The organism is Flavobacterium anhuiense (assembly GCF_900101855.1).
In the GTDB taxonomy this organism is placed as follows: Bacteria; Bacteroidota; Bacteroidia; order Flavobacteriales; family Flavobacteriaceae; genus Flavobacterium; species Flavobacterium anhuiense.
The window spans coordinates 175,261-201,335 of record NZ_FMVC01000003.1 but is presented as its reverse complement, the minus strand read 5'-3'; the positions used below and the strand labels follow the sequence as shown (position 1 = coordinate 201,335).

The 26,075-nt window shown below is 32.7% G+C and carries 21 protein-coding genes; 17 read left to right on the top strand and 4 right to left on the bottom strand.

Going from position 1 to position 26,075, the window contains the following annotated elements; all coding sequences use genetic code 11:
• The first annotated feature begins 51 nt into the window (after positions 1-51).
• Entirely contained in the window at positions 52-717 is a 666-nt protein-coding gene (locus tag BLP44_RS08885) for a uracil-DNA glycosylase (RefSeq protein WP_008464029.1), read from the top strand.
• Between the two features lie 126 nt (positions 718-843).
• Here BLP44_RS08885 and BLP44_RS08880 read toward each other — a convergent pair whose 3' ends face one another.
• The 4 genes from BLP44_RS08880 to porX form a co-directional block, all read right to left on the bottom strand.
• A complete protein-coding gene (locus BLP44_RS08880) occupies positions 844-1,218 on the bottom strand; it encodes a DUF4258 domain-containing protein (RefSeq protein ID WP_008464030.1) in 375 nt (124 codons plus the stop codon).
• Positions 1,219-1,254: 36 nt separating this feature from the next.
• Positions 1,255-2,454 carry an alanine dehydrogenase gene (locus BLP44_RS08875; RefSeq protein ID WP_008464031.1) on the bottom strand — a complete coding sequence of 400 codons (1,200 nt, stop codon included), beginning with the start codon at positions 2,452-2,454 and terminating at the stop codon, positions 1,255-1,257.
• A 131-nt stretch (positions 2,455-2,585) separates the two neighbouring features.
• Complete coding sequence (gene tsaE / locus BLP44_RS08870) at positions 2,586-2,993, bottom strand: tRNA (adenosine(37)-N6)-threonylcarbamoyltransferase complex ATPase subunit type 1 TsaE (RefSeq protein ID WP_091131835.1); 408 nt, start codon at positions 2,991-2,993, stop codon at positions 2,586-2,588.
• Between the two features lie 77 nt (positions 2,994-3,070).
• Positions 3,071-4,624 carry a T9SS response regulator signal transducer PorX gene (gene porX / locus BLP44_RS08865; protein ID WP_008464034.1) on the bottom strand — a complete coding sequence of 518 codons (1,554 nt, stop codon included), beginning with the start codon at positions 4,622-4,624 and terminating at the stop codon, positions 3,071-3,073.
• A gap of 223 nt (positions 4,625-4,847) precedes the next feature.
• Between porX and BLP44_RS08860 the strand changes: the two genes are divergently transcribed.
• The 16 genes from BLP44_RS08860 to BLP44_RS08785 all read left to right on the top strand — a co-directional run bounded on the left by BLP44_RS08860 (position 4,848) and on the right by BLP44_RS08785 (position 25,609).
• Positions 4,848-6,077, top strand: a complete 1,230-nt coding sequence (locus BLP44_RS08860; RefSeq protein ID WP_091131831.1) for an HD domain-containing protein — start codon at positions 4,848-4,850, stop codon at positions 6,075-6,077.
• Positions 6,078-6,116: 39 nt separating this feature from the next.
• Positions 6,117-7,160 carry a UDP-3-O-(3-hydroxymyristoyl)glucosamine N-acyltransferase gene (gene lpxD, locus BLP44_RS08855; RefSeq protein WP_008464038.1) on the top strand — a complete coding sequence of 348 codons (1,044 nt, stop codon included), beginning with the start codon at positions 6,117-6,119 and terminating at the stop codon, positions 7,158-7,160.
• On the top strand, positions 7,153-8,541 hold the full coding sequence (locus BLP44_RS08850) for a bifunctional UDP-3-O-[3-hydroxymyristoyl] N-acetylglucosamine deacetylase/3-hydroxyacyl-ACP dehydratase (protein ID WP_008464039.1): 1,389 nt from the start codon (positions 7,153-7,155) through the stop codon (positions 8,539-8,541). Before lpxD ends, BLP44_RS08850 begins: the two co-directional genes overlap by 8 nt.
• A 74-nt stretch (positions 8,542-8,615) precedes the next feature.
• On the top strand, positions 8,616-9,401 hold the full coding sequence (gene lpxA, locus BLP44_RS08845) for an acyl-ACP--UDP-N-acetylglucosamine O-acyltransferase (protein ID WP_008464041.1): 786 nt from the start codon (positions 8,616-8,618) through the stop codon (positions 9,399-9,401).
• Between the two features lie 137 nt (positions 9,402-9,538).
• A complete protein-coding gene (gene efp / locus BLP44_RS08840) occupies positions 9,539-10,105 on the top strand; it encodes an elongation factor P (protein WP_008464042.1) in 567 nt (188 codons plus the stop codon).
• Between the two features lie 122 nt (positions 10,106-10,227).
• Entirely contained in the window at positions 10,228-11,157 is a 930-nt protein-coding gene (locus tag BLP44_RS08835; protein ID WP_091131828.1) for a UDP-3-O-(3-hydroxymyristoyl)glucosamine N-acyltransferase, read from the top strand.
• Between the two features lies 1 nt (position 11,158).
• The gene (locus BLP44_RS08830) at positions 11,159-11,521 is read left to right on the top strand and encodes a nuclear transport factor 2 family protein (protein ID WP_008464044.1); all 363 of its coding nucleotides are present in this window, start codon (positions 11,159-11,161) and stop codon (positions 11,519-11,521) included.
• A gap of 86 nt (positions 11,522-11,607) precedes the next feature.
• A complete protein-coding gene (gene sucD, locus BLP44_RS08825; protein ID WP_008464045.1) occupies positions 11,608-12,480 on the top strand; it encodes a succinate--CoA ligase subunit alpha in 873 nt (290 codons plus the stop codon).
• A 153-nt stretch (positions 12,481-12,633) separates the two neighbouring features.
• Complete coding sequence (locus tag BLP44_RS08820) at positions 12,634-13,062, top strand: hypothetical protein (protein WP_091131824.1); 429 nt, start codon at positions 12,634-12,636, stop codon at positions 13,060-13,062.
• A 123-nt stretch (positions 13,063-13,185) separates the two neighbouring features.
• Positions 13,186-15,630: a DUF7619 domain-containing protein gene (locus BLP44_RS08815; RefSeq protein ID WP_091131821.1), complete on the top strand. Its 2,445-nt coding sequence runs from the start codon at positions 13,186-13,188 to the stop codon at positions 15,628-15,630.
• A gap of 455 nt (positions 15,631-16,085) precedes the next feature.
• The gene (locus BLP44_RS08810) at positions 16,086-16,691 is read left to right on the top strand and encodes an RNA polymerase sigma factor (protein ID WP_091131817.1); all 606 of its coding nucleotides are present in this window, start codon (positions 16,086-16,088) and stop codon (positions 16,689-16,691) included.
• Positions 16,692-16,781: 90 nt separating this feature from the next.
• Positions 16,782-17,897 carry a FecR family protein gene (locus tag BLP44_RS08805; protein ID WP_091131814.1) on the top strand — a complete coding sequence of 372 codons (1,116 nt, stop codon included), beginning with the start codon at positions 16,782-16,784 and terminating at the stop codon, positions 17,895-17,897.
• Between the two features lie 230 nt (positions 17,898-18,127).
• Positions 18,128-21,838: a SusC/RagA family TonB-linked outer membrane protein gene (locus BLP44_RS08800; protein ID WP_091131810.1), complete on the top strand. Its 3,711-nt coding sequence runs from the start codon at positions 18,128-18,130 to the stop codon at positions 21,836-21,838.
• A gap of 13 nt (positions 21,839-21,851) precedes the next feature.
• Positions 21,852-23,339, top strand: coding sequence for a RagB/SusD family nutrient uptake outer membrane protein (locus BLP44_RS08795; RefSeq protein ID WP_066034668.1), 1,488 nt, complete (start codon positions 21,852-21,854; stop codon positions 23,337-23,339).
• A gap of 20 nt (positions 23,340-23,359) precedes the next feature.
• On the top strand, positions 23,360-24,217 hold the full coding sequence (locus BLP44_RS08790) for a zinc-binding metallopeptidase (protein ID WP_066034667.1): 858 nt from the start codon (positions 23,360-23,362) through the stop codon (positions 24,215-24,217).
• Positions 24,218-24,247: 30 nt separating this feature from the next.
• Positions 24,248-25,609 carry a DUF4302 domain-containing protein gene (locus BLP44_RS08785; RefSeq protein WP_091131807.1) on the top strand — a complete coding sequence of 454 codons (1,362 nt, stop codon included), beginning with the start codon at positions 24,248-24,250 and terminating at the stop codon, positions 25,607-25,609.
• The last annotated feature ends 466 nt before the right edge of the window (positions 25,610-26,075 follow it).

Sequence of the window (26,075 nt, the reverse complement as noted above, 5' to 3'; positions counted from 1 at the left end):
GACTTTTTTGATTTTAAGTATTTATTTCTGAAATTCGCATAAAAAAAAATTATGGACGTAAAAATGCATTCTTCTTGGAAGCCTGTTTTGAATGAAGAATTCGAAAAACCATATTTCAAAGATTTAATTGAATTTGTGAAATCGGAATATGCGACAAAAGTTTGCTACCCAAAAGGGAGCCAGATTTTTTCTGCTTTTGATCATTGCCATTTTGATGAAGTAAAAGTGGTTATTATTGGGCAAGATCCTTATCACGGACCAAATCAAGCAAATGGTTTGTGTTTTTCTGTGAATGACGGAATTCCTTTTCCACCTTCGTTATATAATATCTTTAGAGAAATCGAAACGGATTTGGGTAAACCGCTGCCAAAAACTGGAAACTTGGAGCGTTGGGCAGACCAAGGTGTTTTTCTTCTAAATGCAACTTTAACAGTAAGACAATCTGAGGCAGGAAGTCATCAGGGAAAAGGCTGGGAAAAATTTACTGATGCCGTGATTAAACAAATTTCTGCTGAAAAAGAAAATGTTGTTTTCTTGCTTTGGGGCGGTTTTGCTCAAAAGAAAGCTTCTTTGATTGATGCTTCAAAACATCATATTTTAAAATCGGGACATCCTTCGCCTTTGAGCGCCAATAGAGGTTTTTGGTTTGGAAATAAACATTTCAGTCAGACCAATGATTTCTTGAAATCAAAAGGATTGAAAGAAATTGAATGGTAATTTTTTAGAGTTACAAAGGTTCAGAATTGCAAAGTGACAAAGAGAAAAAACTTTTTGGCTTTGTGATTTTTGAGAAATATATTTATAAAAGAAAACCCAATAACTGTTTTGTTATTGGGTTTCTTTTTACTTTTTTACGATTTCTTCTAAAACGGCTTTGTTTTCATAATTAACCACTTTCAGAATAATTTCTTGATTTTTTACTGTTTTTCCTTCAATGATATAAAGTTTTCCTTTTTTGAACGGAATGTTACTTTGGTCAAAATCCACATCTCCGTAAGTTAAGGTGTTTTTGATATCTGCTGTGTCAACCCATTTTTCGTTTAAAGTCTGAACAGCTTTTGGAGAATATTGAAATGGTTTTGTTCTAAGATTGTTTAAAACTCTGGCATTTGGAAAATAATTGCATCGGGTGTCTTTTCCGATAAAAAATCCTGATACAATAAAACATCCCATAACGAGACCAATCAGGTAATATGCAAAACGATGTACGAACTTCATGAAATAAATTTTTTGCAAAGGTACACTAAAGTTCCCTTAAAATACAAGTAAATTAATATCGTTATCCGGAAGATCGAACCAGTCACCAATAGCTTTATTTGTTAGGATTCCGTGATAAAGATAAATTCCGTTTTTAAGGCCTTTGTTACATCGAATGGCACTTTCAATACCACCATCTTCGGCTATCTGATGTAAATAAGGTGTTAAAATGTTACTGATTGATAATGAAGCAGTTTTAGAATATCTTGAAGGGATATTTGGCACACAATAGTGTAAAACATTGTTTTTTATGAATGTTGGTTTTTCATGAGTCGTAACTTCAGATGTTTCAAAACAACCGCCAGTATCAATGCTGACGTCAACAATTACAGCACCTTTTTTCATGTGTTCAACCATTGTTTCATTAACCACAATCGGACAGCGTTCTTTACCACGCATGGCGCCAATTGCGACATCACAGCGTCTTAAAGCTTTTAATAAACCTTTTTGCTGTATGGTTGAAGTAAAAATTCTTTGATTTAAATTGTTCTGCAGACGACGTAATTTAGTGATCGAATTATCGAAAACTTTTACATTGGCTCCTAATCCAATTGCTGTTTTAGCGGCAAATTCACCAACAGTTCCAGCACCAAGTATTACAACTTCGGTAGGAGGAACGCCAGTTATGTTTCCGAATAAAAGTCCTTTCCCGAATTCGTTTGTAATCATTAATTCGGCTGCAATTAAGATTGAAGCTGTTCCAGCAATTTCGCTTAGGGATTTTACGGCAGGATAAGATCCGTCTTCATCTTTTATATATTCAAAAGCTAAGGCAGTGATTTTCTTTTTTGCTAAAGCTTCGAAATATTCTTTCTTTTTGGTTTTTAGCTGAATAGCAGAAATAATAACTGTTTCAGGATTTATCATTTCTATTTCAGTTAAAGTTGGCGGTTCTACTTTTAATAGAAACGGACAGCCAAAAACTCTTTTAGTATCTTTTGTAATTTCTGCGCCTGCATCGGCGTATTCTTTATCAGTATAACTCGAACTTTCTCCAGCGCCAGATTCTATCATAACGCGATGTCCTTCATAAGTTAAGGAAGCGACTGCATCGGGCGTAAGACAGATACGACGTTCCTGATAACTTGTTTCTTTAGGGATTCCTATAAAAAGTTCTCTTTTAAAACGACCAACCTCAAGTTTTTCTTCCTGTGGTATTAATTGTTGTTTTGTAAATGGAGTTAACGTGATTGACATGGATTGTGCAAAAAATTAAGAGTACAAATTACGTAAAAAGTTTTAAAATTAGTGTAAAAATTCTGCTAATACTCAAAGCGAAAAGTTAAGAAATATAATATCCCTCAATTAAAAGTACTGATTGAATATTTTTAGACCAATTCTAACTCTCTTTTACCGTCAGAAAGTAATTTGATGTTTATTGTAGAATGTTCTTCTGGAATTAAACTTTCGATTTTTTCAGACCATTCAATAAAACACCAATTTCCAGAATATAGGTAATCATCAACTCCCATATCTAGCGCTTCTGTTTCTTGTTTTATTCTGTAAAAGTCAAAATGATAGACTTTTTTTCCGCTTGGAATTTGATATTCGTTTACTAAAGAAAAAGTTGGGCTACTAGTTGCGTCAGTAATTCCAAGACTTTTGCAAAGCTGTTTGATCAAAGTAGTTTTTCCAACTCCCATTTCTCCATTAAAAAGGATAATTTTATTAGGATTTGAAGCTATAATCTGCTCTGCAACTTCTTGAATTTGATCTAATGAAAAAACGATATTCATTTTTAATTACTTATTTAATTTAGTCTCAGTCGCAGCTTTCAGTATTACTGTGACTGACAACCGCGACTGAAAACTTTTTATTTCGGATTAAATACCAAGAACGGAATAATCATTTCTTCTAACGAAATTCCGCCGTGCTGGTAGGTGTTTTTGTAATAACTCACATAATGATTGTAGTTGTTTACGTAAGCCAAAAAGAAATCATTTTTGGCAAAAATAAACGAACTGCTCATGTTTATAGCCGGCAAACCAATAGTTTTAGGTTCTTTTACTACATAAACGTCTTTTTGCTCATATGTTAAGCTGCGTCCAGTTTTGTAACGCAAATTTAGACTTGTATTTTTATCTCCCACAACTTTCGACGGATTTTTTACATTTATTGTTCCGTGGTCAGTTGTTAGAATCAGCTTGAAGCCTAAAAGTTGCGCTTGTTGAATGATTTCTAACAAAGGTGAATTTTTAAACCAGCTTAAAGTCAAAGAACGATATGCTTTGTCATCTGAAGCCAATTCTTTTACCACTTCCATTTCGGTTTTAGCGTGCGAAAGCATATCAACAAAGTTGTAAACTACCGTTACTAAGTCGTTTCCTTTTAAAGCCTTAAAGTTTTCTGCCAGTTTTTTTCCTCCAGCATAATTCGTGATTTTAAAATAATCTTCCTTAATGTTTAAGCCTAAACGTTTCAATTGAGCTGATAAAAATTCTGCTTCGTAAAGGTTTTTACCGCCATCTTCCACATCATTTTTCCAATATTCAGGAAACTGTTTTTCCATTTCTAAAGGCATTAATCCAGAAAAAATTGCGTTTCGTGCATATTGAGTAGCAGTAGGAAGAATAGAGTAGTACGGAACTTCTTTTTCGAGTTTGTAATAGTTTGAAATAACGCCTTCAAAAGCTTTCCATTGGTCGTAACGTAGATTATCAATTACTACAAAAAGAATGGGTTTGTCTTTCTTTTTTATTTCCGGAACCACTAATTCTTTAAATAAAGTATTGGATTGAATTGGTTTATCTGCTTTTGGAGCGAACCAGTCTTCGTAATTTCTCTCGATATATTTTCCGAATTGAGAATTCGCTTCGACTTTTTGAGATTCTAGAATTTCAATCATCGCTGTATCGTTGATGTCTTCTAGTTTTAGTTCCCAAAAAAGCAATTTTTTATACAGTTCAATCCAGTCTTCATATGAATTAACCATTGCCAATTCCATCGAAATTTTTCTGAATTCTTTCTGGTAATCTAAGGTTGTTTTTTCTGTAATTAATCTCGAATCATCCAGATTTTTCTTCAAACTCAATAAAATCTGATTCGGATTTACTGGTTTAATCAGATAATCAGCGATTTTAGAACCAATGGCTTCTTCCATAATGTATTCTTCCTCGCTTTTGGTAATCATAATCATAGGGATGGCCGATTTTTTCTCTTTCATTTCAGAAAGTGTTTCCAATCCGCTCATTCCAGGCATGTTTTCATCTAGAAAAACAATATCAAAATTATCTTCTTCAAATAGCGCAATCGCATCGAGTCCGTTATTACAAGTCGTAACTTCGTAATTCTTTTTTTCTAAAAATAATATGTGAGGCTTTAAAAGATCGATTTCATCGTCGACCCAAAGTATTTTTATCTTATCCATAAATCAATTTAATTTTACTGCAATTTAAAGTTATAGAACTTAAAAAGTATTAAAAATAGTATAAAATTACCAAAGATGAAGCATGATTTTATTTTGAAATTTAACATTTTTAAATGTATTTTATTGATAATCATTACAATTTCGATTGTGATTTTTAAATAAAAAACACCAAGCTCTTTATACTTATTTACTTATATTTGTTGACCTAAAAAATGACCACACTGTGACTCAGATCAATAAATTAAAAATATTCAACGATCCTATATATGGCTTCATTACGATTCCGAATGAGCTGGTTTACGACTTAATTCAGCATCCTTATTTTCAACGTTTGCGCCGTATTTCACAGATGGGATTATCATATTTGGTGTATCCAGGAGCCAATCATACCCGTTTTCATCATGCCTTAGGATGTATGCATTTAATGAAGAAGGCCATTGATACGCTTCGTTTTAAAGATGTAGTTATTTCTGAAGAAGAAGAAAATGCGCTTTTAATAGCAATTTTGCTTCATGATATAGGACATGGGCCATTTTCGCATGCAATGGAAAAAAGCATTGTTGAAGATGTGCATCATGAAGCCATTTCGCAATTGTTTATGAATCAGCTTAACGAAGAATTTGGCGGAAGATTAAGTTTGGCGATTCAGGTATTTAAAGGAGAATATCACAGAAAATTCATGTTGCAATTGATTTCGAGTCAATTGGATATGGATCGAATGGATTATTTAAAACGAGATAGTTTTTATACAGGTGTTGCAGAAGGAAATGTAAATTCTGAACGATTGATTCAGATGATGAACGTAGAAAACGATGTTTTGGTCATTGAAGAAAAAGGAATTTATTCTGTCGAGAAATTTCTGCTTTCCAGAAGATTAATGTACTGGCAGGCTTACTTGCACAAAACAAGCTTGGTGGCAGAATTAATTTTAATGAAAGTTTTAAAAAGAGCAAAAGAGCTGACTTTAAAAGGTGTTAAACTACCTTGCAGTGAACCTCTAATGTATTTTATGCAAAATAAAATTACGCTTGAAGATTTTGATGCAGAGAAATTAGACTTGTTTTCACAATTAGATGATTTTGATATTATAAGCGCATTAAAAGCTTGGCAAAGGCACAATGATTTTATACTTTCTACTTTAAGTAAAATGATCATTAACAGAGATTTGCTGAAAATTAAGCTTAGCGCAGAGAAAATTCCGATGGAAGAATCGCAATCTTTAAAAGAGGAGTTTGCAGAAGCGCATCAAATTTCGGCTGTAGATGCGGGGTATTTTATTTTTAGAGGAAAAATTAAAAACCAAGCTTACAGCAAAGAAGCAGAACCTATTCGTATTTTGAAAAAAGATAAAACAATTGAAGATGTTGTTGAAGCTTCTGACCAGCTGAATTTGAAATCGTTATCTAAATTGGTAACAAAATATTATATCTGTTTCCCAAAACAACTTATATAAAATTAACATTTAAATCCTATTTTTTATATTTTTGTCGCGATGAAATTTACAGCAGAACAAATAGCAGGAATTTTAGAAGGAGAAGTTGTTGGGAATCCCAATGCAGAAGTTTCTAAGCTTTCTAAGATCGAAGAAGGTGACGAAGGATCGCTTACTTTTTTGGCTAACCCGAAGTATATCAATTATATATATACTACAAAAGCGACAGTAACAATTGTTAATGATAGCTTTATTCCTGAACAGGAAATTAGTACTACACTTATAAAGGTAGAAGATGCTTATGCAGCGTTTTCTAAACTTTTGCATTTTTATAATCAGGTAAAATTAAACAAAAACGGTATCGAACCTCAGTCGTATATGTCTGAAGGAACTAAATATGGCGAGAATTTATATTTAGGAAGTTTTAGTTATATCGGGCAAAATGTGGTTTTAGGGAATAATGTGAAAATTTACCCAAATAGCTTTATTGGTGATAACGTTGTTATTGGAGATAATGTATTCATCTTTGCTGGTGCAAAGATCTATTCTGAAACTGTAATCGGTAATAATTGCACAGTGCATTCTGGCGTTATTATAGGTGCAGATGGTTTTGGTTTTGCTCCAAACGAAAATGGAGAATACAGTAAAGTACCTCAGATTGGAAATGTTATCATTGAAGATAATGTAGATATTGGTGCTAATACTACAATTGACAGAGCAACTCTTGGTTCTACAATTATTAGAAAAGGAGTTAAATTAGACAATCAAATTCAGATTGCCCATAATGTAGAAATTGGTAAAAATACTGTGATAGCAGCTCAAACTGGTGTGGCAGGTTCTACAAAAATCGGCGAAAACTGTATGATTGGTGGGCAAGTAGGTATTGCAGGTCACTTAACAATAGGAAATAATGTTAGGCTTCAAGCGCAGTCAGGTGTAGCTAGAAACATTAAAGATGATGAAGTTCTGCAGGGGACGCCATCTCTTGGATATACGGATTTTAATAAATCGTACGTTCATTTTAAGAATCTGCCTAAAATTGTGGCTGAAGTTGAAGAATTAAAAAAACAAATAATAAACCCAAAAAATGGAAATAATGGTTAAACAGAAGACCATCAAAAATGAAATTTCGCTAACAGGAGTTGGTTTACACACTGGAAAAGAAGTTACAATGACTTTTAAACCTGCACCCGTTAATAATGGTTTCACTTTTGTAAGAGTAGATTTGCAAGGTCAACCAGTCATTGAGGCTGATGCTAATTATGTTGTTAATACTCAAAGAGGAACAAATCTTGAGAAATTAGGAGTAAAAATTCAAACACCAGAACACGTTTTAGCTGCAGTAGTTGGCTGCGATTTGGATAACATTATTATTGAATTGAATGCCTCTGAACTTCCTATTATGGATGGTTCATCAAAATATTTTGTTGAAGCGATTGAAAAAGCTGGAATCGAAGAACAAGATGCGCAACGTAATGTTTACGTAGTAAAAGAAGTAATCTCTTTTACTGATGAAGCAACAGGAAGCGAGATTCTTGTTATGCCAAGCGATGAATATCAAGTTACAACAATGGTAGATTTTGGTACAAAAGTTTTAGGTACTCAAAATGCTACTCTTAAAAGTTTAGCAGACTTTAAATCTGAAATTGCAAGTTCTAGAACTTTCAGCTTCCTTCATGAATTAGAGTCATTGTTGGAACACGGACTTATTAAAGGAGGAGATTTAAATAATGCAATTGTTTATGTAGATAAAGAAATCTCTGAGTCTACAATGGAGAATTTAAAGAAAGCTTTTGGTAAAGAAGAGATTTCTGTTAAGCCAAACGGAGTTTTGGATAACTTGACTTTACACTATCCAAACGAAGCTGCAAGACACAAATTGCTTGACGTAATTGGAGATTTATCTTTAATTGGAGTTCGTATTCAAGGAAAAATTATTGCTAATAAACCAGGACACTTTGTAAATACTCAATTTGCAAAGAAATTGGCAAAAATTATCAAAATAGAGCAGAGAAATCATGTTCCTACTTATGATTTACATCAAGAGCCATTGATGGATATTCATAAAATCATGTCTATGCTGCCTCACAGACCGCCATTCTTGTTGATTGACAGAATTATCGAAATGTCTGATCGTCACGTAGTGGGATTGAAAAATGTTACTATGAATGAGAATTTCTTTGTTGGTCACTTCCCTGAAGCTCCAGTTATGCCAGGTGTATTAATTGTAGAAGCAATGGCGCAAACAGGTGGAATATTGGTATTAAGCACTGTTCCAGATCCTGAAAATTATTTGACATATTTCATGAAAATTGATAATGTTAAATTTAAACACAAAGTATTGCCAGGTGATACTTTAATCTTTAAATGTGAGTTAATTTCTCCTATCAGAAGAGGAATTTGTCATATGCAGGCTAACGCTTATGCAAATGGTAAATTAGTAACTGAAGCAGAATTAATGGCACAAATAGCAAGAAAACAATAATAAATTATCAAATTTATTGTTTAGGTTTGTTGTTTCAAATTAGAATATTTTAATTAAAAATATAAAACATACAGATGAATCAACCATTAGCATATGTTCATCCAGGCGCAAAAATCGCTAAAAATGTTGTAATAGAGCCATTTACAACAATCCACAATAATGTTGTTATTGGTGATGGTACTTGGATTGGTTCAAACGTGACGATCATGGAAGGTGCTCGAATTGGAAAAAATTGTAATATTTTTCCAGGGGCTGTCATTTCTGCGGTACCACAAGATTTAAAATTCGGAGGTGAGGATTCTCTTGCCATTATTGGTGATAATTGTACAATTAGAGAATGTGTAACCATAAACAGAGGAACAATTGCTTCTGGTCAGACTGTAATTGGTAACAATTGTTTAGTAATGGCTTACGCGCACATTGCTCACGATTGCGAGATTGGAAACAATGCAATTATTGTAAATGGTGTTGCTTTAGCAGGTCACGTGGTTGTTGGAAACCATGCTGTTATCGGAGGTTTGGCTGCAATTCACCAATTTATCCATATTGGAGATCACGCTATGATTTCTGGTGGGTCTTTGGTTAGAAAAGACGTTCCGCCATACACAAAAGCTGCAAAAGAACCATTATCATATGTTGGTATTAACTCTGTTGGTTTAAGAAGAAGAGGTTTTACAACTGAAAAGATTAGAGAAATTCAGGAGATCTATAGAATTTTATATCAAAAGAATTATAATACAACTCAGGCTTTAAGTATTATTGAAGCTGAAATGGAAGCAACTCCAGAAAGAGATGAAATTCTAGATTTTATTAGAAATTCATCTAGAGGAATTATGAAAGGTTATTCAGGGAACTACTAATTATTTTAGTTCCTATAGCTATCGGATAGATTTCTGAACTTTGAAAAGAATTTGAAATAAACATTAAATAAAATGAAGATTGATTCTATTTAAAGAATCTGAAATCTACATTATAAAATCTAAAATAAAAAAACAAAATGGCATCTACATCAGATATTAGAAACGGATTGTGTATTAAATTTAATCACGATATCTATAAAATTATTGAATTTCTTCACGTAAAACCTGGAAAAGGACCAGCTTTCGTAAGAACTAAATTGAAAAGTTTAACTTCTGGAAAAGTATTAGATAACACATTTTCTGCAGGACACAAGATTGACGTTATTCGTGTTGAAACACATACATTCCAGTTTTTATATCCAGAGGGAGATGAATTTCACTTCATGAATGCTGAAACGTTTGAGCAGATTTCTTTAAACAAAAATATTTTGGATGCTCCAGAATTATTAAAAGAAGGTACAAACGTAATGGTTCAAATCAATACAGAAACTGATTTGCCTTTATCGGTAGATATGCCAGCATCTGTTATTCTTGAAGTAACTTACGCTGAACCAGGTGTAAAAGGAAATACTGCAACAAACGCTACTAAAAATGCTACAGTAGAAACAGGAGCGAACATCAATGTTCCTTTGTTTATCAACGAAGGTGATAAAATTAAAATTGATACAGCTACAGGTTCTTATATGGAGCGTGTAAAAGAGTAGTCTTTTTGATTAAGATAAATTTGACAATGAGTCAATTAGATAATAAGTGAATCGACATAATTTTGTATATTCACATTCTAATTGACTCATTTTCTAATTGACAAATTTTCTAATTATACTATATGAAATTTCCAAAGAGTCATTCTTTACAAGAAATTGCCAATTTGCTTAATTGCAAATTTATTGGCGACAAAGACTTTCAAGTTTTAGGCATGAACGAGATACACGTTGTGGAGCCTGGAGACATTGTTTTTGTTGACCACCCAAAATACTATGATAAAGCTTTACAATCGGCAGCGACAATTGTTTTGATAAACAAAGAAGTGGAATGTCCAGAAGGTAAAGCCCTTTTAATATCTGACGACCCGTTTAGAGATTTCAATATTCTTACCAAACATTTTAAACCGTTTCAATTTGCTAATGTTGCCATTGCACCTTCTGCAGAAATAGGAGAGGGTACTGTAATTCAGCCAAATACATTTGTTGGAAATCATGTGAAAATAGGTAAAAACTGTTTGATACATTCTAATGTTTCTATCTATGATTATACTGTAATCGGCGACAATGTTATTATACATGCTGGTACTATTCTAGGAGCTGATGCTTTTTATTATAAAAAACGTCCTGAAGGTTTTGACCAATTAGTTTCTGGCGGAAGAGTTGTTATTGAAGATAATGTTGGTATTGGTGCTTTATGTACAATCGATAAAGGAGTTACTGGAGATACAACTATCGGTGCAGGTTCTAAATTAGATAATCAAGTACATGTTGGCCATGATACCGTAATTGGAAAAAAATGTCTGATTGCTTCGCAAACTGGTATTGCAGGTTGCGTGATTATAGAAGATGAAGTGACCTTATGGGGTCAAGTTGGTACAACAAGCGGTATAACAATTGGAGCAAAAGCAGTTGTTATGGGGCAAACGGGTGTAACAAAATCAGTTGAGGGAGGAAAATCATATTTTGGAACCCCAATTGAAGAGTCTAGAGAGAAATTGAAACAATTAGCCAATATCAAGAAGATTCCTGAAATTTTAAGTAAATTGAAGTAATATGTCTATTAAAGAATTTGTTCAGAAATTTTATAAGTCAGATGCCCTAATTGATAGCGAAATTTTAAAAACATATCTGCATCCTGATGTAACGCTTGAATGGAACAGCAGCAAAGGTTTTATTCAGATGGATTATGATTCGATAATTGAAATGGCCAATGAGCTTAGCCGCGCCTATGTACGTTCTAAGGTTAGAATTAGTCATATTATTAGTGAAGATGATTTAGTATCAGTGCGTTACTCTCATTTTGTAAAAACAATTGAGAATCCGAGAGAGGAGATGCTTTTAGCGCATTTTGCAACCATTTGGCAAATAAAAGATGATAAACTTTATAGAGGTTATCAAATGAGTCAATTTTCTTAATATTTTTTTGACAATAAAAGAGTCAAAATACATTACAAAACCTTATTTTTGCAACACAAATTTAAAAACTACATAAAATATATATCATGAGTGTTTTAGTTAATAAAGATTCCAAAATAATTGTTCAGGGATTTACAGGAAGTGAAGGAACTTTCCACGCTTCTCAAATGATTGAGTACGGTACTAATGTTGTTGGAGGTGTAACTCCAGGAAAAGGTGGTACTAGCCATTTAGATCGTCCAGTTTTTAATACAGTAAAAGATGCTGTTGACCAAGCTGGTGCTGATACTTCTATCATTTTTGTTCCGCCAGCTTTTGCTGCTGATGCAATTATGGAAGCTGCTGATGCTGGAATTAAAGTAATTATTGCTATTACAGAAGGAATTCCTGTAGCAGATATGATTAAAGCAAATAATTATGTTAAAGAAAGAAATTCAAGATTAATTGGTCCAAACTGTCCAGGTGTAATTACTCCAGGTGAAGCTAAAGTTGGTATTATGCCAGGTTTCGTTTTCAAAAAAGGAACAGTTGGTATCGTTTCTAAATCTGGAACTTTAACTTACGAAGCTGCTGACCAAGTTGTAAAACAAGGATTAGGAATCACTACAGCTATCGGAATTGGTGGAGATCCAATTATTGGAACTACTACTAAAGAAGCTGTTGAATTATTAATGAACGATCCAGAAACTGAAGCTATCATCATGATTGGTGAAATCGGTGGCCAACTTGAAGCAGACGCTGCAAGATGGGTAAAAGCTGATGGTAACCGTAAACCAGTTATTGGTTTTATCGCTGGAGAAACTGCTCCTGCTGGTAGAACAATGGGTCACGCAGGTGCAATCGTTGGTGGTTCTGATGATACAGCTGCTGCTAAAAAACAAATCATGAGAGAGAACGGAATTCATGTTGTTGATTCACCAGCTGAAATTGGTAAAAAAGTAAAAGAAGTACTTGGATAATTTTCAAGTCTCAAAATAACAAATTTTAAAAAAAAGTCTCAATTTCTTGTTGAGACTTTTTTACATTTTAAAGGCTGAGGCATAAATAAAATAAAACTCAGCATCGATCCCGATAGCTATCGGGACAGTATCTTAGAAGCTTAAAAAAGAATTATGTACAAAGAATTAGAAAAATTTAAATCAACAAACAGTTTTACTTTTACTGTAAATGATAGTTTAGAAGAAGCTTGCAACGCGCCAGAAGGAAGCGCTGGAATCTTTATCGTATATGCTGTTGAAGGTGATACAAAAGAACTGATTATGGTTGGTTCTACAGGAACTGTTCAGAATGACGGAACTTTAAAAAGCAAAAATGGTGGACTTTATGATAAAATCGTAAACGGACATCAGTTTGCGAAAACAGGAAGAAAATATTCTTGGCCAGCTCAAATGAAATTAGAGAATATTTCTGAGCTTGAAGTAGTTTGGTATGAAACTTTTGCGGGTGATGCAAAAGCAATTCCAACTGCTGTTGAAGGTCAGGTTTTGCAAAATTTCTTGGATGAAAATGGTAAATTGCCAAGATGGAATGTAGCTTTTTAAGTTACTTTTAAACATCAGATTATAAAAAACCTTATTAAGTAAATTAGTAAGGTTTTTTTTATGAAGTTATAGGTTTTTATTTTTGGGTTTTATATATTTAAACACCAAAAACTTATAAAACCTATGATAAAAAACTACCTGCTATTACTGGCTTTGTGCTTTTTTTCTTCATCAAAAGCGCAAATAATTACTTTTCCAGATGCCAATTTCAAGGCAAAATTGCTTCAAGCAAATGGTTCTAACACAATCGCACAAGATTTAAATTCAAATTACTTTAAAATTGATTCTAACAACAATGGTGAAATTGAAATATCTGAAGCTTTAAATGTGAGCTATTTAGATTTAAGAGAATCTAATATTTCATCGCTGGATCAATTGTCAAACTTTTCTAATTTAATTGGCCTTTATTGCTCTAATAATAATTTAGAAATATTGGATGTCAGTAATTTAAAAAAGCTCACTGGGTTATCATGCTCTTCAAATTTGATTACTGATTTAAACCTTTCAAATTTAAGTAAACTGACCTCGCTTATTTGCGGACAAAACAAGTTAACCTCTTTAAATGTCAGTAACTTAACAGAGTTAAGAATTATAGAATGCAACAATAATGATTTGCAATCTCTGGATGTTTCGAATAGTTCGCATTTGCGAGAACTCGTTTGCTACAAAAATAAGCTTACTGAGTTAAAGCTCCCTAATTCAACAGTATTATGGTTTTTTAAATGTGCCCAAAATTTATTGCCAAGCTTAGATATCGCAAAATTGCCTGGGCTTGAGTATTTTGATTTTTGGGATAATAAAATAACCTTTCTCGATTTTTCAAATTCTAAAAAAATAACAGATTGTTACGGTGGGGCAAATCCAATTGAATCTATTGATTTATCAAATCAAGTGCTTTTAGAGACTTTATGGATTGGACATACATTAATTAAAACCTTAGATATTAGTAGTTCGAAAAACTTAAAAGAGTTAAATATATCAGATTGTCCAAATTTAGAATTCCTTAATATTAAGAATGGAGCTAGTAAAAATTTGAGTTTTTTAGAGACACCTTTGAATACATTAGGTTATAATGGCCTTAATTTTTCAAATTGTCCTAATCTGCAATATATCTGCGATGACGATTTTAATCTGGCATTGGTTACAGAAAAAATAGCACCATATAAATATGAAAATTGCTTAGTTGGAAATTATTGCTCATTTGAGCCAGGCGGAACAAACTACACTATAAAAGGCAAAAGCCAGATTGATGTTGATAGTAATGGCTGTGATGCTGGTGATATTGGAGCATCGCACTTAAAGTTTTCAATTTTTGATGGTACGAAGTTGCAGAATTTTGCTGCAGATTCAAATGGCGATTATTCTTTAAAGGTTCCTCCAGGTTCTTATAAAATAATCCCTATTGTAGAAGATCCAAATTATTTTACAGTTACGCCGTCGTCTATCGATATCGTTTTTCCTGCACAAATAAGTCCCTTCAATCAAAATTTTTGCATTGTTCCAAACGGATCGCATAACGATTTAGAAATTGCAGTAATACCTATTGATGCTGCGAGACCGGGTTTTGATGCAAAGTATAAATTGGTTTATAAAAATAAAGGAACTACTGTTCAATCAGGAACTTTAAATCTTAGTTTTGACGATTCAATTTTGGATTTTGTTTCTTCAAACTCTGTGGTTTCTAATCAAAGCTCTGGTAAATTAGTTTGGAATTTTTTAAATCTAAAACCATTTGAAAGCAGAGAAATTGATTTAGTTTTAAACGTGAATTCTCCGGTTGAAACTCCAGCAGTAAATAACGGAGATATATTAAAGTATAAAGTTATCATTAATTCTGCAGAAACTGATGAAACACCTGATGATAATGTTTTTGAATTTCCTCAAACCGTTGTGGGTTCTTATGATCCAAATGATAAAACCTGTTTAGAAGGAAAAGTCATTAAACCTGAACTTATTGGTCAATATGTTCACTATCTAATTCGTTTTGAAAATACAGGGACTTATAATGCTGAAAATGTTGTAATTAAAGATATAATTGACACTTCAAAATTTGATGTTTCGACTTTAGTTCCTACTAGTTCGAGCCATTCTTACATAACTAAAATTTCAGAAGGAAATAAAGTAGAATTTATCTTCGAAAAAATAAATCTTGCTTTTGATGATGAGAATAATGATGGTTATATCGCTTTTAAAATCAAAACATTGCCTACTTTAGTTGTTGGAGATACTTTTGAAAATGAAGCCAATATTTATTTTGACTATAATTTTCCAATTTTGACAAACAAAGAGACGTCTACTTTTAAAACTTTAAGGAGACAAGATTTTGAGCTTTCATCTTCTTTTAGTGTTTATCCAAATCCAGTTCAAAATTATCTTCAAATAGATTCAAAAGATTTCGTTGAAATAGAGTCAGTCTATGTTTATAATGTTCTGGGGCAATTGATTCAAGTGATTCCGAATGCTCAGAATATTTCAAAAATTGATGTTTCAAAATTTAAATCTGGAAATTACATTCTTCAAGTTAAAACTGCCACTGGAAACTTATCAACGAAGTTTATTAAAATTTAAATGACTTTCTATAGATAGCAAAAAAGAGTCTTACTTACATAAGGCTCTTTTTTATTGGATTAATTAATTTTTTGTTGTGAGGGATTATTTATGCAATCTGTTAATTAAAATTTAAATTATAGTAAATTTTAAGTTTAATTAAAAAAGTAGGGTAAATACTGATGAATTTGGAAAAATGAGCAAATTTTAGCGAATTATTGGGTTTTAATCATTTGCTTTTCTATATTTATCACACAAAAACAAAAAATAATGTTAAAATATGGTTCTTTTGTGATAGATAAGGTTTGATAGAATGTAAGGTGATTGCTTAACTTTTTGTTAAATTATAGTTTGTTACAGATTCATTATAATCGTTAAGAATCAAATTTTAAAAGCAATATTAACCCTTTGCAATTAATCCCTTTTTACGATTGATTTAAATTGATTCGATTTTTTGCGCACCTAAGTATTTTTGTATGAGCCAAATTTTAAAGAACAAGGTTTTAGACGATTTTATTCTATGGAACAATTTGAAAAATGGTAATGAGAAATCATTTTCTTTACTTTTTGAAAAATATTATAGAGACTTAATCAGTTATGGTAATTCACTTTGCCCGTATACTGAAAAAGTGCAAGATTGTATTCAAGATGTTTTTGCTGATATTTGGCTTTATCGAGATTCTCTTCAAGATAATGTTATAGTTAAGGCCTATTTGCTTTCTAGTGTTAGAAAGAGAATTGCGCGTTTGCATGAAAGAGATCATGTGTTTAGAAAAACCACCACAACAGACGTTTTGGAGTTTCTTTTTGACTTTTCTATAGAAAATAATTTGGTAGAAGATGAAGTAACTGCCGAACGTGTTCTTCTTTTAAATAAATTATTAAACGATTTGCCAGGCCGCCAGAAAGAAGCCTTGTATTTACGCTATCATCAAGGTTTAAGTGTAGATCAGATAGCAGATTTGTTAGATGTAAACTATCAATCAGCTAGCAACCTTTTACACCGTGGTTTGCTAACTCTTCGTAAAGAATGGAAGAGCAGTATTCCGCTTCTAGTCCTTATATCCTCAGGTGTTTTTTAAAAATTTAAGAAAAAATCAAAAAAAAATCTTAAATAAGTGAGTATATAATATAAAAACTGTCCTCTATGTTTTTGTAACCTTAATAGTAAGATGCAAAAACGTAACAATTATATCGAAATAGAAGACTTCTTAGCTGATGAATCTTTTCAACTATGGATTTTATCAAAAGTTGATGAACAAGGCTGGGAAGAATGGACTTTAGAAAATCTTCAGAGAGCTAAGCTTGTCGAAGACGCGAGACTTGTGTTGTTGGCAATGCGAGTTCCAGAGTCTAATCTTTCTTCAAATGAAGTTCATGAAGCCTTGCAGCAAACTTGGCGTAAAATTGAACAGAGAGAAGAACTTTCTCAAGAAACTTCAAAAATTAAGAAGCTAAAAATACAAAGATACTGGATTAGTGGTGTTGCTGCCGCTATTTTGGTTGGTATATTTTCTGTATGGTTTTTTAAAACTAACATAACAACTACTGATAACGTAGTTACTTATAACGAACTTATTCAGGACAATAATGAAGGTTTAGTAGAACAAACCAACAATACTGAAAAATCGCAGATAATTACTTTGTCTGATGGAAGTTCGGTCTTATTACAGCCCAATAGTAAATTAAGTTACCCTAAAATCTTTACCGGAAACGAAAGAAAGGTGTATTTATCCGGCGAAGGTTTCTTTGAAATTAGTAAAAATCCTAAAAAGCCTTTTTTTGTTTACGCTAACGAGATCGTAACTCGTGTTGTTGGTACTAGCTTTAGAATAAAGGCTTATCCAGATCAGCAAAATGTCGAAGTTCTTGTTCGCACCGGTAAAGTTAAGGTAAAATCCAACAATTTAGTTCATAATGTTGAAAACGAGGAAATTGTTCTTCTTCCTAATCAAGCATTGCGTTTTGTTCGTAAAGAATTGCTATTTAACAAAATAACAAATATTACGCAGGATCCGATTTTAGTTAGCAGTGTTGGAAATATAGAGCAATTAAGCTTCGAATTTACAGATATACCTGTAGCGCAAATTCTTGAAACCATTGAACAGGCTTATTTGGTAGATATAGATTTTCCTCACGACAAATTGAAAGATTGCCGATTAACTACTTCATTAAGCGATCAGCCACTGGCGGAAAAGCTAAAAATAATTTGTAAAAGTATTGGTAACGATACTAATTATGAAATGAATGGAAATCAGATTGTAATTACGACTTCTGGCTGTAACTAGAATTCTCAATTCAATTAAAATAAAAAAAAGAAAATCCAAAATTAAACTAATTAAAAAACTAAAAAATAATTTGTAAGTGCCTATGTAAAAAACTAATACATAAAAAAAGTGCCGAGAATGCTGTAACATTATCGACACTTAAATCTGAATAAATTACTTCTCTGTAAAGGGTAATTTATGATGTTTCTTAAAATACACTCGAATAGTATTAATCAAAACAAACCAAAATTATGAAAAAACCTGTTGTCAAGCAACGATTACTTCACCAAATCATGAAAATAACGCTGTTTCAGTTTGTGTTAGCGCTTGTGTTTTCGAGCGTTACTCTCGCAAATAATGTAAATGGGCAGAAAAAATTAGATACTAAAGTAACTATTACAGTTGATAACCTAACTTTAGACAATGCTTTATCGAAAATCGAAAAGTCTGCTCATGTAAAATTTTCCTATAACTCAAGACTTCCTCAGCTTGGAGAGAAGGTAAGTATTGAAGCAAACCAAGAAACTCTCTCTAGTATTTTGAGCAGAATATTGGTTCCTTTTAATATTACTTTTTCTGAAGTGAGTAATCAGATTGTGCTTCAAAAAAGTGCTGTTTCTTTTTCAAATTCAAATAATCATGATTCTTTGTTTGAAATTTTGGCTTTCGGACCAATCATCAAAGGAAAAGTGACAGATCAAAGCGGATCGCCTCTTCCTGGAGCCACTGTTTTAGCAAAAGGAACAAAAACTGCTGTATTAACAGATTTTGATGGAAATTTCTCTATTGAAATGCCTGCAAACGTAGACCGTTTGGTTATTTCTTATGTTGGTATGGAGACAAAAGAAATAGGAATTAGCAATCCTACACCAACCGTAGTTTTAACAGAAGCAGGACAAAATCTTAAAGAAGTTGTCGTTACAACTGGATATGAAAAAACCTCAAAAAGAACATTTACTGGAGCAATCAGTAAAATTTCTGGAGCTGAGTTAAAAGTGGATGGTGTTGTAGATGTTAGTAGAATGATTGAAGGAAAAGCGGCAGGGGTTACAGTACAAAACGTTACAGGATCTTTTGGTGCTACTCCAAAAATAACGGTTCGTGGATCTTCTTCTATCTTTGGAGATACAAAACCATTATGGGTTATTGATGGTGTGGTTCAAGAGGATATTATTAATGTAACATTTGCAGATTTAGCATCTGGAAACTCTGCTACGTTATTAAGTTCTGCAGTTGCTGGTTTAAATGCAAATGACATTCAAAGTATTGAAATTCTTAAAGATGCTTCTGCTACTTCAATTTATGGTTCAAGATCGTTAAACGGAGTTGTTGTCGTTACTACAAAACAAGGTCGCAGAGATTCTCCTTTAAAAATAAACTATTCTGTAGAAAATACGGTGAGAACTGTGCCAAGTTATACTCAATTTGATATCTTAAACTCTCAAGAATCTATGAGTGTTTTTCAAGAAATGAGAACAAAAGGATATTTGGATCAAAGTTCTTCTTTAACATCAAGATTTAGTGGTGTTTACGGTATTTTGGCAAAACAGATTAATTTATATGATAGTTCTAACGGGCAGTTTGGAGTTAGAAACGAACAGCCATATATTAACCAATTTTTGAAAAAATATGAATTGGCAAATACAGATTGGTTCAAAGTTTTATTTAGACCGTCAATTACTCAAAATCACTCTTTAAGCTTTTCAGGTGGAGGAAAAAATAATACTTTTTATGCTTCTCTAGGATATTATACAGATCCAGGATGGACTGTTGCAGATAATGTAAAACAATTATCGGCTAATATTAAAGGTACATTTTATATCAATGACAAGTTAAATATTACTTTATCAACTTTAGGTTCAGTTCGTGACCAAGAAGCACCAGGTACTTATGAAAGTAAAAATGATGTTGTATTTGGTAAGGTAACTAGAGATTTTGATATTAACCCATTCAATTACGTATTGAGCACAAGTAGAACGCTAAGACCTTACGATGAAAATGGTAATTTGGAATATTATCAAAATAACTGGGCACCAATGAATATTCTTAACGAATTAGAAAATAATACTTTAGATATTAAAGTAAATGATATTCGTTTTCAAACTGATTTAGATTATAAAATCAATAAAAATTTAACCTACAACCTTACTGCATCTGCTCGTTATGCTAATACTTCAAGAGAGCATAAAATCTACGAAAATTCAAACGTAGTTGGGGCATATAATGCAGGAGTTGGTGAAACTTTAAATACTCAAATTCAAAAAGACAACGTGTTTTTGTATCAAAATCCGAATGATTTGACTGCACCAAAGGTTTCTGTATTACCAAATGGAGGATTTTTGAGAAAGTATACAAACGACATGACTTCTTACAATGTTAGAAATAGTATTACATATAGAAATACATTTAACGAAAAACACGAATTAGAAGGATTCTTCGGTACAGAGTTTAGATCTGTAGATAGAAATAATGACAATTTTACAGCTGCTGGTATCCAGTTCGAAAAAGGACTTACTGCTTTTATCGATCCTAAATTGATTGAAAAATTAGTAAATGAAGGAAACTCTTATTATGATTTTGGGGCAGAAAGAGAGCGTACTGTAGGTTTCTTTGGTAAGGTTGGATATACTTACGATCGTCGTTATACAGCTTCTGTTACAGGTCGTTATGATGGATCAAACAGACAAGGAGATACAGGTTCTTCTAGATGGTTGCCAACTTATACTGTGAGCGGTAAGTGGAACATCAAAGAGGAAAGCTTTATGAAAGATGTTGAATCAGTAAATACATTGGCACTTAGAGCATCTTATGGTTTAACTGCTACTGCTGGACCAGCAACAAACTCACTAGCAATTTATAAAAGTTTTATTACCGATCGTTTTGCGGTTGGAGATAGAGAGAATGCAATCCGTATAGAAGATTTACAGAATAAGGATTTGACATGGGAGAAACAATATGAAACAAATATTGGTGTGGATCTTGGAATGTTTAGAAACCGAGTACAATTTACAACAGATGTTTACAGCCGTAAAGCATTCGATTTGATTGATTACGTAATTACATCGGGAGTAGGAGGACAATCTGTTAAGCAAGGTAATAATGCAGATATGGAAACTAAAGGTCTTGAAATTGGTTTTACTACTCAAAACATTGTTTCAAAAGATTTTAAATGGTCTTCTACAGTAAACTTCTCTATTTATGATCAAAAAATCACAAAATTAGCTAACAAACCGGCTGTGTTTGATTTGATTGCTACAAATGGAGGGAATACTGTAGGACATCCAAGAAACTCATTATATTCTTACCAATTTACAGGTTTAAATAATGAAGGGCTTCCAACTTTTATTTTGCAAGATGGTGCAGAAAACAATATTACAGAAGCTAATTTCCAAGATACAAATGATGTGACAAAGTATTTGAAGTATGAAGGATCTGTAGAGCCTAATAAATCTATCGGTTTTGCTAATACATTTACTTATAAAAACTTGTCGTTATACGTGTTTATTGTTGGATCAGGAGGAAACAAAGTAAGATTAAACCCTGTATATAGCAATACTTATAATGATCAGACGGTTTTCACAAAAGACTTTGCAAACAGATGGATTAATCCAGGAGACGAAAACTACACTAACGTTCCTGTTATTGCAGATAAATTATTGAATAGAAATTATGGTGCAAATGACTTACAGATTGCTTATAATACTTATAATTTCTCTGATGTTAGAATTGCAAGCGGTGATTTCGTACGTTTAAAAAACATCTCTTTAGGTTGGGAATTCCCAAGTGATTATAAGAGAAAATTAGGATTAACAACTTTCAACTTGAAAGCTTCGGCAGTTAACCCTTGGCTGATTTATTCAGATAAAAAATTGAACGGACAAGATCCTGAATTCCGTAACACAGGAGGGGTAGCTTTCCCTATTACGTCACAATATACTTTTGCAATTAATATTTCATTCTAATACTAAATTGATTATGAAAAATATAAAAATAGCACTGTCATTATTATTACTGGTTACTATTAGCAGTTGTGATGATTTTCTTTCAGAGGTGCCAGATAATAGAACACAGATAGATACTCCAGAAAAAATATCAGAATTGTTAGTTACCGCTTATCCAGACAGATCATACTTTCCAATTGCGGAGGTAATGTCAGATAATGTTTTTGATACTGAATCACTACAATCTGTCAGCATAATTAATGAGGAGAGCTACAATTGGGAAATGCACACTCAAATCGGGAATGATAGTGAAAATGCATTTTGGATGGCATCTTACGAAGCAATTGCAGCAGCAAATCAAGCTTTAGATGCAATTGAAAAACTTGGCGGTAAGGCTAGCTTGAATCCTCAAAAAGGAGAAGCTTTAATAGCGCGAGCATACAATCACTTTATGCTGGTTTCACTATGGGCAAACCGTTACAATCCTGCGACAGCAGCAACAGATTTAGGAGTTCCTTATATCACTAAACCTGAAACAGAATTATTGGTAAAATACAAACGTAATACAGTAAAAGAAGTATTTGACTTTATTGAGCAGGATATCAATGAAGGGATGAAATATGTTACTAATGAGTATAAAGAACCTAAATACCATTTTAACATAGATGCCGCTAAAGCATTTGCATGTCGTTTCTATTTAATAAAAGGAGATTGGGATAAGGTATTAGAGTATTCTGAAGGACTTGGTTCTAAACCGACAAAAATTAGAAATTATACAGCTTTTAATGCTGTAGCTTTTGCTCAAATGCCAATTGAGTATTCAAGAGTTGAACAAGAAACTAATTTATTGGTGGCTTATCCAAACTCAATTGCTAACAGATCGGCTGCATATAGATTTGCGCTTCCTGGAAACAGATCTGATGAAATATTTGGAACACAAACCAATATGTGGGCAAAACCTAATTTAATTAGAGCAAATGGCCAGTATTTTGGAGGTACTAATGTATTTGTTCCAAAGCTTTATGAATATTTTAAATACACAAATTTAACATCAGGTGTAGGTGTACCTTACACAGCTACTGTACTATTTAGTAATGATGAAATGTATTTGAACCGCATTGAAGCATTGGTGATGAAAAACAGAATAGCTGAAGCTAATACAGAATTAGGATATTTTTTAGGAACTAGAACTTCAGGATACAATGCAACAACAGATATTTTGAACGAAACGGTTGTTACAGCGAAATATCCTCCTGTTGCAGATGAATTTACGCCATTTTATGCACTTACAGATCTTCAAAAGTCTTATATCAAAGCAATTGCCGAAGCAAGAAGAAGAGATTTCATCCGCGAAGGGTTAAGATGGTTTGACGTTAAGCGTTTTAACCTTGTTGTGACACATAATACTCTTGAATATGGAAAAGTGGTAAAAAATAACGTCTTAGTAAAAGATGACAAAAGAAGAGCGCTGCAAATACCGCTTAGAGCTTCAGATAATGGTATTGAAAAAAATCCTAGGTAAATTTTTAATTAGAAAGTATTATGAAGATATTCAAAACATATAAAACAGTAGTAATTGCAGGTGCCTTGTTACTTGCTTCATGCGCACACGAAGATCAGCCAAAAGAAAGCCAGTTAGATTTTACTACACCGGCAAAAACAGAACTAGATAATTGGATTGGTACAAATTTCTTAAATCCTTTTAATATCAATGTGTATTATGAATGGAACCAGAATTTGGTAGACAACAATAGATACCTATATCCGCCCATGGTCGACAAAGTACAGCCAGCCATGGAAGTTGTAAAGAAAATATGGATTGATAGTTACACTACTATTGGAGGAGCAGATTTTGTTAAAAAGATTGCCCCGAGAGAATTTGTACTAGTTGGAGGGGTAAACCTAAATACAAATGGGACTGTGACACTAGGTCTTGCAGAAGCCGGTCAAAGAGTATCTCTTTTCCAAGTGGATAATCTTAATAGAAAGAGCAGAGCTAGTATAACGCAATTTATTCATACTATTCAGCATGAGTATGTACATATTTTAAACCAGACTAAACCTTTTGACGAGCAAGCTTGGGCTAAGCTGACACCATCTGGATATACTACAAGTTGGTATGTAGAGCCAATCGCGACTTCTAGATCATTAGGTTTCATTACAAGTTATGCGAGATTAAATATATATGAAGATTTCGCAGAAACTGCAGCTACAATCTTAACTAGTTCAAAGGCAGAGTATGATGCCATTTTAGCAAGTATTACAGATGCAAATGCGAAAGCTAATATTAAGGCGAAAGAAGCTTTGGTAGTTAAATATTATAAAGATTCTTTCAATATAGACTTTTACACATTAAGAGACGAAGCTCAAAAAAATACAGATGCTGTAATAAACAATTAAGGACATAAATTTTTTATAAAAATCAATATTATGAAAGTAAAATATATATATAAGTGCTTAATGGTCGCTTTTGCAGCTTTGCTTTTGGGATCATGCTCAAGTCCAGAGGTAGATGCGAAATTTGATCAAAATGCTACAGATCGATTAAGCGGACGTCAAAAAGAATTAAACGATTTGCTGCTTTCGTCTGCAGATGGCTGGAAAGCTGTTTATTATACTGATAGTACACAATTAGGAGGATGGACACATTTATTTAAATTTTTGCCAGATGGAAAAGTAAATATGGCATCAGATTTTACAGGTAAGGATGGTTCAATTGATACAAAAACCTATCAAAGTCAGTATGATATTCAGGTGGGAAGTACAGTAAGCTTAGTTTTTACGACACAAAATAGAATACACCTTTTATCTGATGCAAGCAATTATCCTACGGCAGCACTTCTTGCAAAAGGGTATTTAGGAGATTTTCAGTTTTACTACTATGGACAAAAAAATGGTGACATTATTTTCAGAACTAATAGAAATAGCCATTTTCTTCGTTTCGTAAAAGCCACACCAAAAGATTGGGCCGATTTGCCAGGTAATGTTCCAATTATCAAGGCTATAACAGGCGACATGAATAGTCCATTATTTAGAATATTAGAAATAAATGATGGTACGACAACTAAAAATTATGATTTTAGCTATAATCCTAGTGCTCGTTTTGGTACAGGTTATTCTTTAGAATCTGGTGTTAATACAAGTTATGATCTTGCACTCTCATTTAATCCTTTAGGAGCTTATTCAAAACTTCCATTAGAAGTGAAAGGTCAGAAACTTACCGATTATGTTTATGATAGCGCCACCAATGCTTTTGTTGCTACTGGTAAAGATGGTGTAAAAGCAACCATTAAATACACAAATGCACCACCTAGACTTACAGATGATTACAAAGTAACATTACCAGCGGCTGGAGCTCCTTCTACTGCTTATGGTTATATTGCTGCGAATCTAGCAAATGCTCCAACAAATTCTCAGTTGTGCAATTATTTATTAAATGAAATTAACAATGCGTCAGCTGCAAAGGTAAATAGAGTACAGTTTACTTTTTACAATAATCGTACAGTTGATATCATGTACAGTTTCACAGGAGGAAAAGCAACTGTATACCACAGAGCAACCGTTACAGAAGATGCTGTAAATAAAACTATTATTTTAAAACATTCATTATGGCATAACGGAACTGCAGTTATTGCTGCAGATCCATTGGTGAAAAATCTTGATGATAAATTAATGGATCCAAAAGGTTTGTATGTTACAAAAGAAAGCTTCAGAATAACTTACAGTAATACAATATATACCTTTGCTGGCGCATCAAGCAGTTTTAGAATCACTACTTACGCATTCCAATAGTTAGTTAAATAATTTTGAATGGTTTTTATTTTAAAAAGAGCAACTCAAATTGAGTTGCTCTTTTACCAAAGATAATTTCTGCATTAAAACAATCTAACTTTTATTAATGAATATTATGATAAAAAAAATATTGACACCAGCGACTATTGCGATTTTCTTATGGGGATCTATTCTCTTACTTATAAATCAATATTACTACGAATACGTTAGATATTATTTGTATATCTCCATAATCGTAATTTTTCCAATCATGATTTGGAATCTTATCAAACAATGGAAAAAAGATAAAGTTGAGGAAACAAAAGAATTTAAACCTTCGATTTTCAGAATGCTAATTATGGCGGTAGTCATGATTGTTATATTTTTTATTACGAAACAAAATCACATTTAAACTTTTTTAGTTTTGTTTTTTTATTTTGGGGGAAAACAGCTCATTTTGTGAGCTGTTTTTTTTGTTTTGTTGACA

Excerpts from the sequence above, each read along its gene's own strand:
- BLP44_RS08885 (WP_008464029.1), top strand. The coding sequence starts at position 52 with ATGGACGTAAAAATGCATTCTTCTTGGAAGCCTGTTTTGAATGAAGAA.
- BLP44_RS08880 (WP_008464030.1), bottom strand. The coding sequence starts at position 1,218 with ATGAAGTTCGTACATCGTTTTGCATATTACCTGATTGGTCTCGTTATG.
- BLP44_RS08875 (WP_008464031.1), bottom strand. The coding sequence starts at position 2,454 with ATGTCAATCACGTTAACTCCATTTACAAAACAACAATTAATACCACAG.
- tsaE (WP_091131835.1), bottom strand. The coding sequence starts at position 2,993 with ATGAATATCGTTTTTTCATTAGATCAAATTCAAGAAGTTGCAGAGCAG.
- porX (WP_008464034.1), bottom strand. The coding sequence starts at position 4,624 with ATGGATAAGATAAAAATACTTTGGGTCGACGATGAAATCGATCTTTTA.
- lpxD (WP_008464038.1), top strand. The coding sequence starts at position 6,117 with ATGAAATTTACAGCAGAACAAATAGCAGGAATTTTAGAAGGAGAAGTT.
- BLP44_RS08850 (WP_008464039.1), top strand. The coding sequence starts at position 7,153 with ATGGTTAAACAGAAGACCATCAAAAATGAAATTTCGCTAACAGGAGTT.
- lpxA (WP_008464041.1), top strand. The coding sequence starts at position 8,616 with ATGAATCAACCATTAGCATATGTTCATCCAGGCGCAAAAATCGCTAAA.
- efp (WP_008464042.1), top strand. The coding sequence starts at position 9,539 with ATGGCATCTACATCAGATATTAGAAACGGATTGTGTATTAAATTTAAT.
- BLP44_RS08835 (WP_091131828.1), top strand. The coding sequence starts at position 10,228 with ATGAAATTTCCAAAGAGTCATTCTTTACAAGAAATTGCCAATTTGCTT.
- BLP44_RS08830 (WP_008464044.1), top strand. The coding sequence starts at position 11,159 with ATGTCTATTAAAGAATTTGTTCAGAAATTTTATAAGTCAGATGCCCTA.
- sucD (WP_008464045.1), top strand. The coding sequence starts at position 11,608 with ATGAGTGTTTTAGTTAATAAAGATTCCAAAATAATTGTTCAGGGATTT.
- BLP44_RS08820 (WP_091131824.1), top strand. The coding sequence starts at position 12,634 with ATGTACAAAGAATTAGAAAAATTTAAATCAACAAACAGTTTTACTTTT.
- BLP44_RS08815 (WP_091131821.1), top strand. The coding sequence starts at position 13,186 with ATGATAAAAAACTACCTGCTATTACTGGCTTTGTGCTTTTTTTCTTCA.
- BLP44_RS08810 (WP_091131817.1), top strand. The coding sequence starts at position 16,086 with ATGAGCCAAATTTTAAAGAACAAGGTTTTAGACGATTTTATTCTATGG.
- BLP44_RS08805 (WP_091131814.1), top strand. The coding sequence starts at position 16,782 with ATGCAAAAACGTAACAATTATATCGAAATAGAAGACTTCTTAGCTGAT.
- BLP44_RS08800 (WP_091131810.1), top strand. The coding sequence starts at position 18,128 with ATGAAAAAACCTGTTGTCAAGCAACGATTACTTCACCAAATCATGAAA.
- BLP44_RS08795 (WP_066034668.1), top strand. The coding sequence starts at position 21,852 with ATGAAAAATATAAAAATAGCACTGTCATTATTATTACTGGTTACTATT.
- BLP44_RS08790 (WP_066034667.1), top strand. The coding sequence starts at position 23,360 with ATGAAGATATTCAAAACATATAAAACAGTAGTAATTGCAGGTGCCTTG.
- BLP44_RS08785 (WP_091131807.1), top strand. The coding sequence starts at position 24,248 with ATGAAAGTAAAATATATATATAAGTGCTTAATGGTCGCTTTTGCAGCT.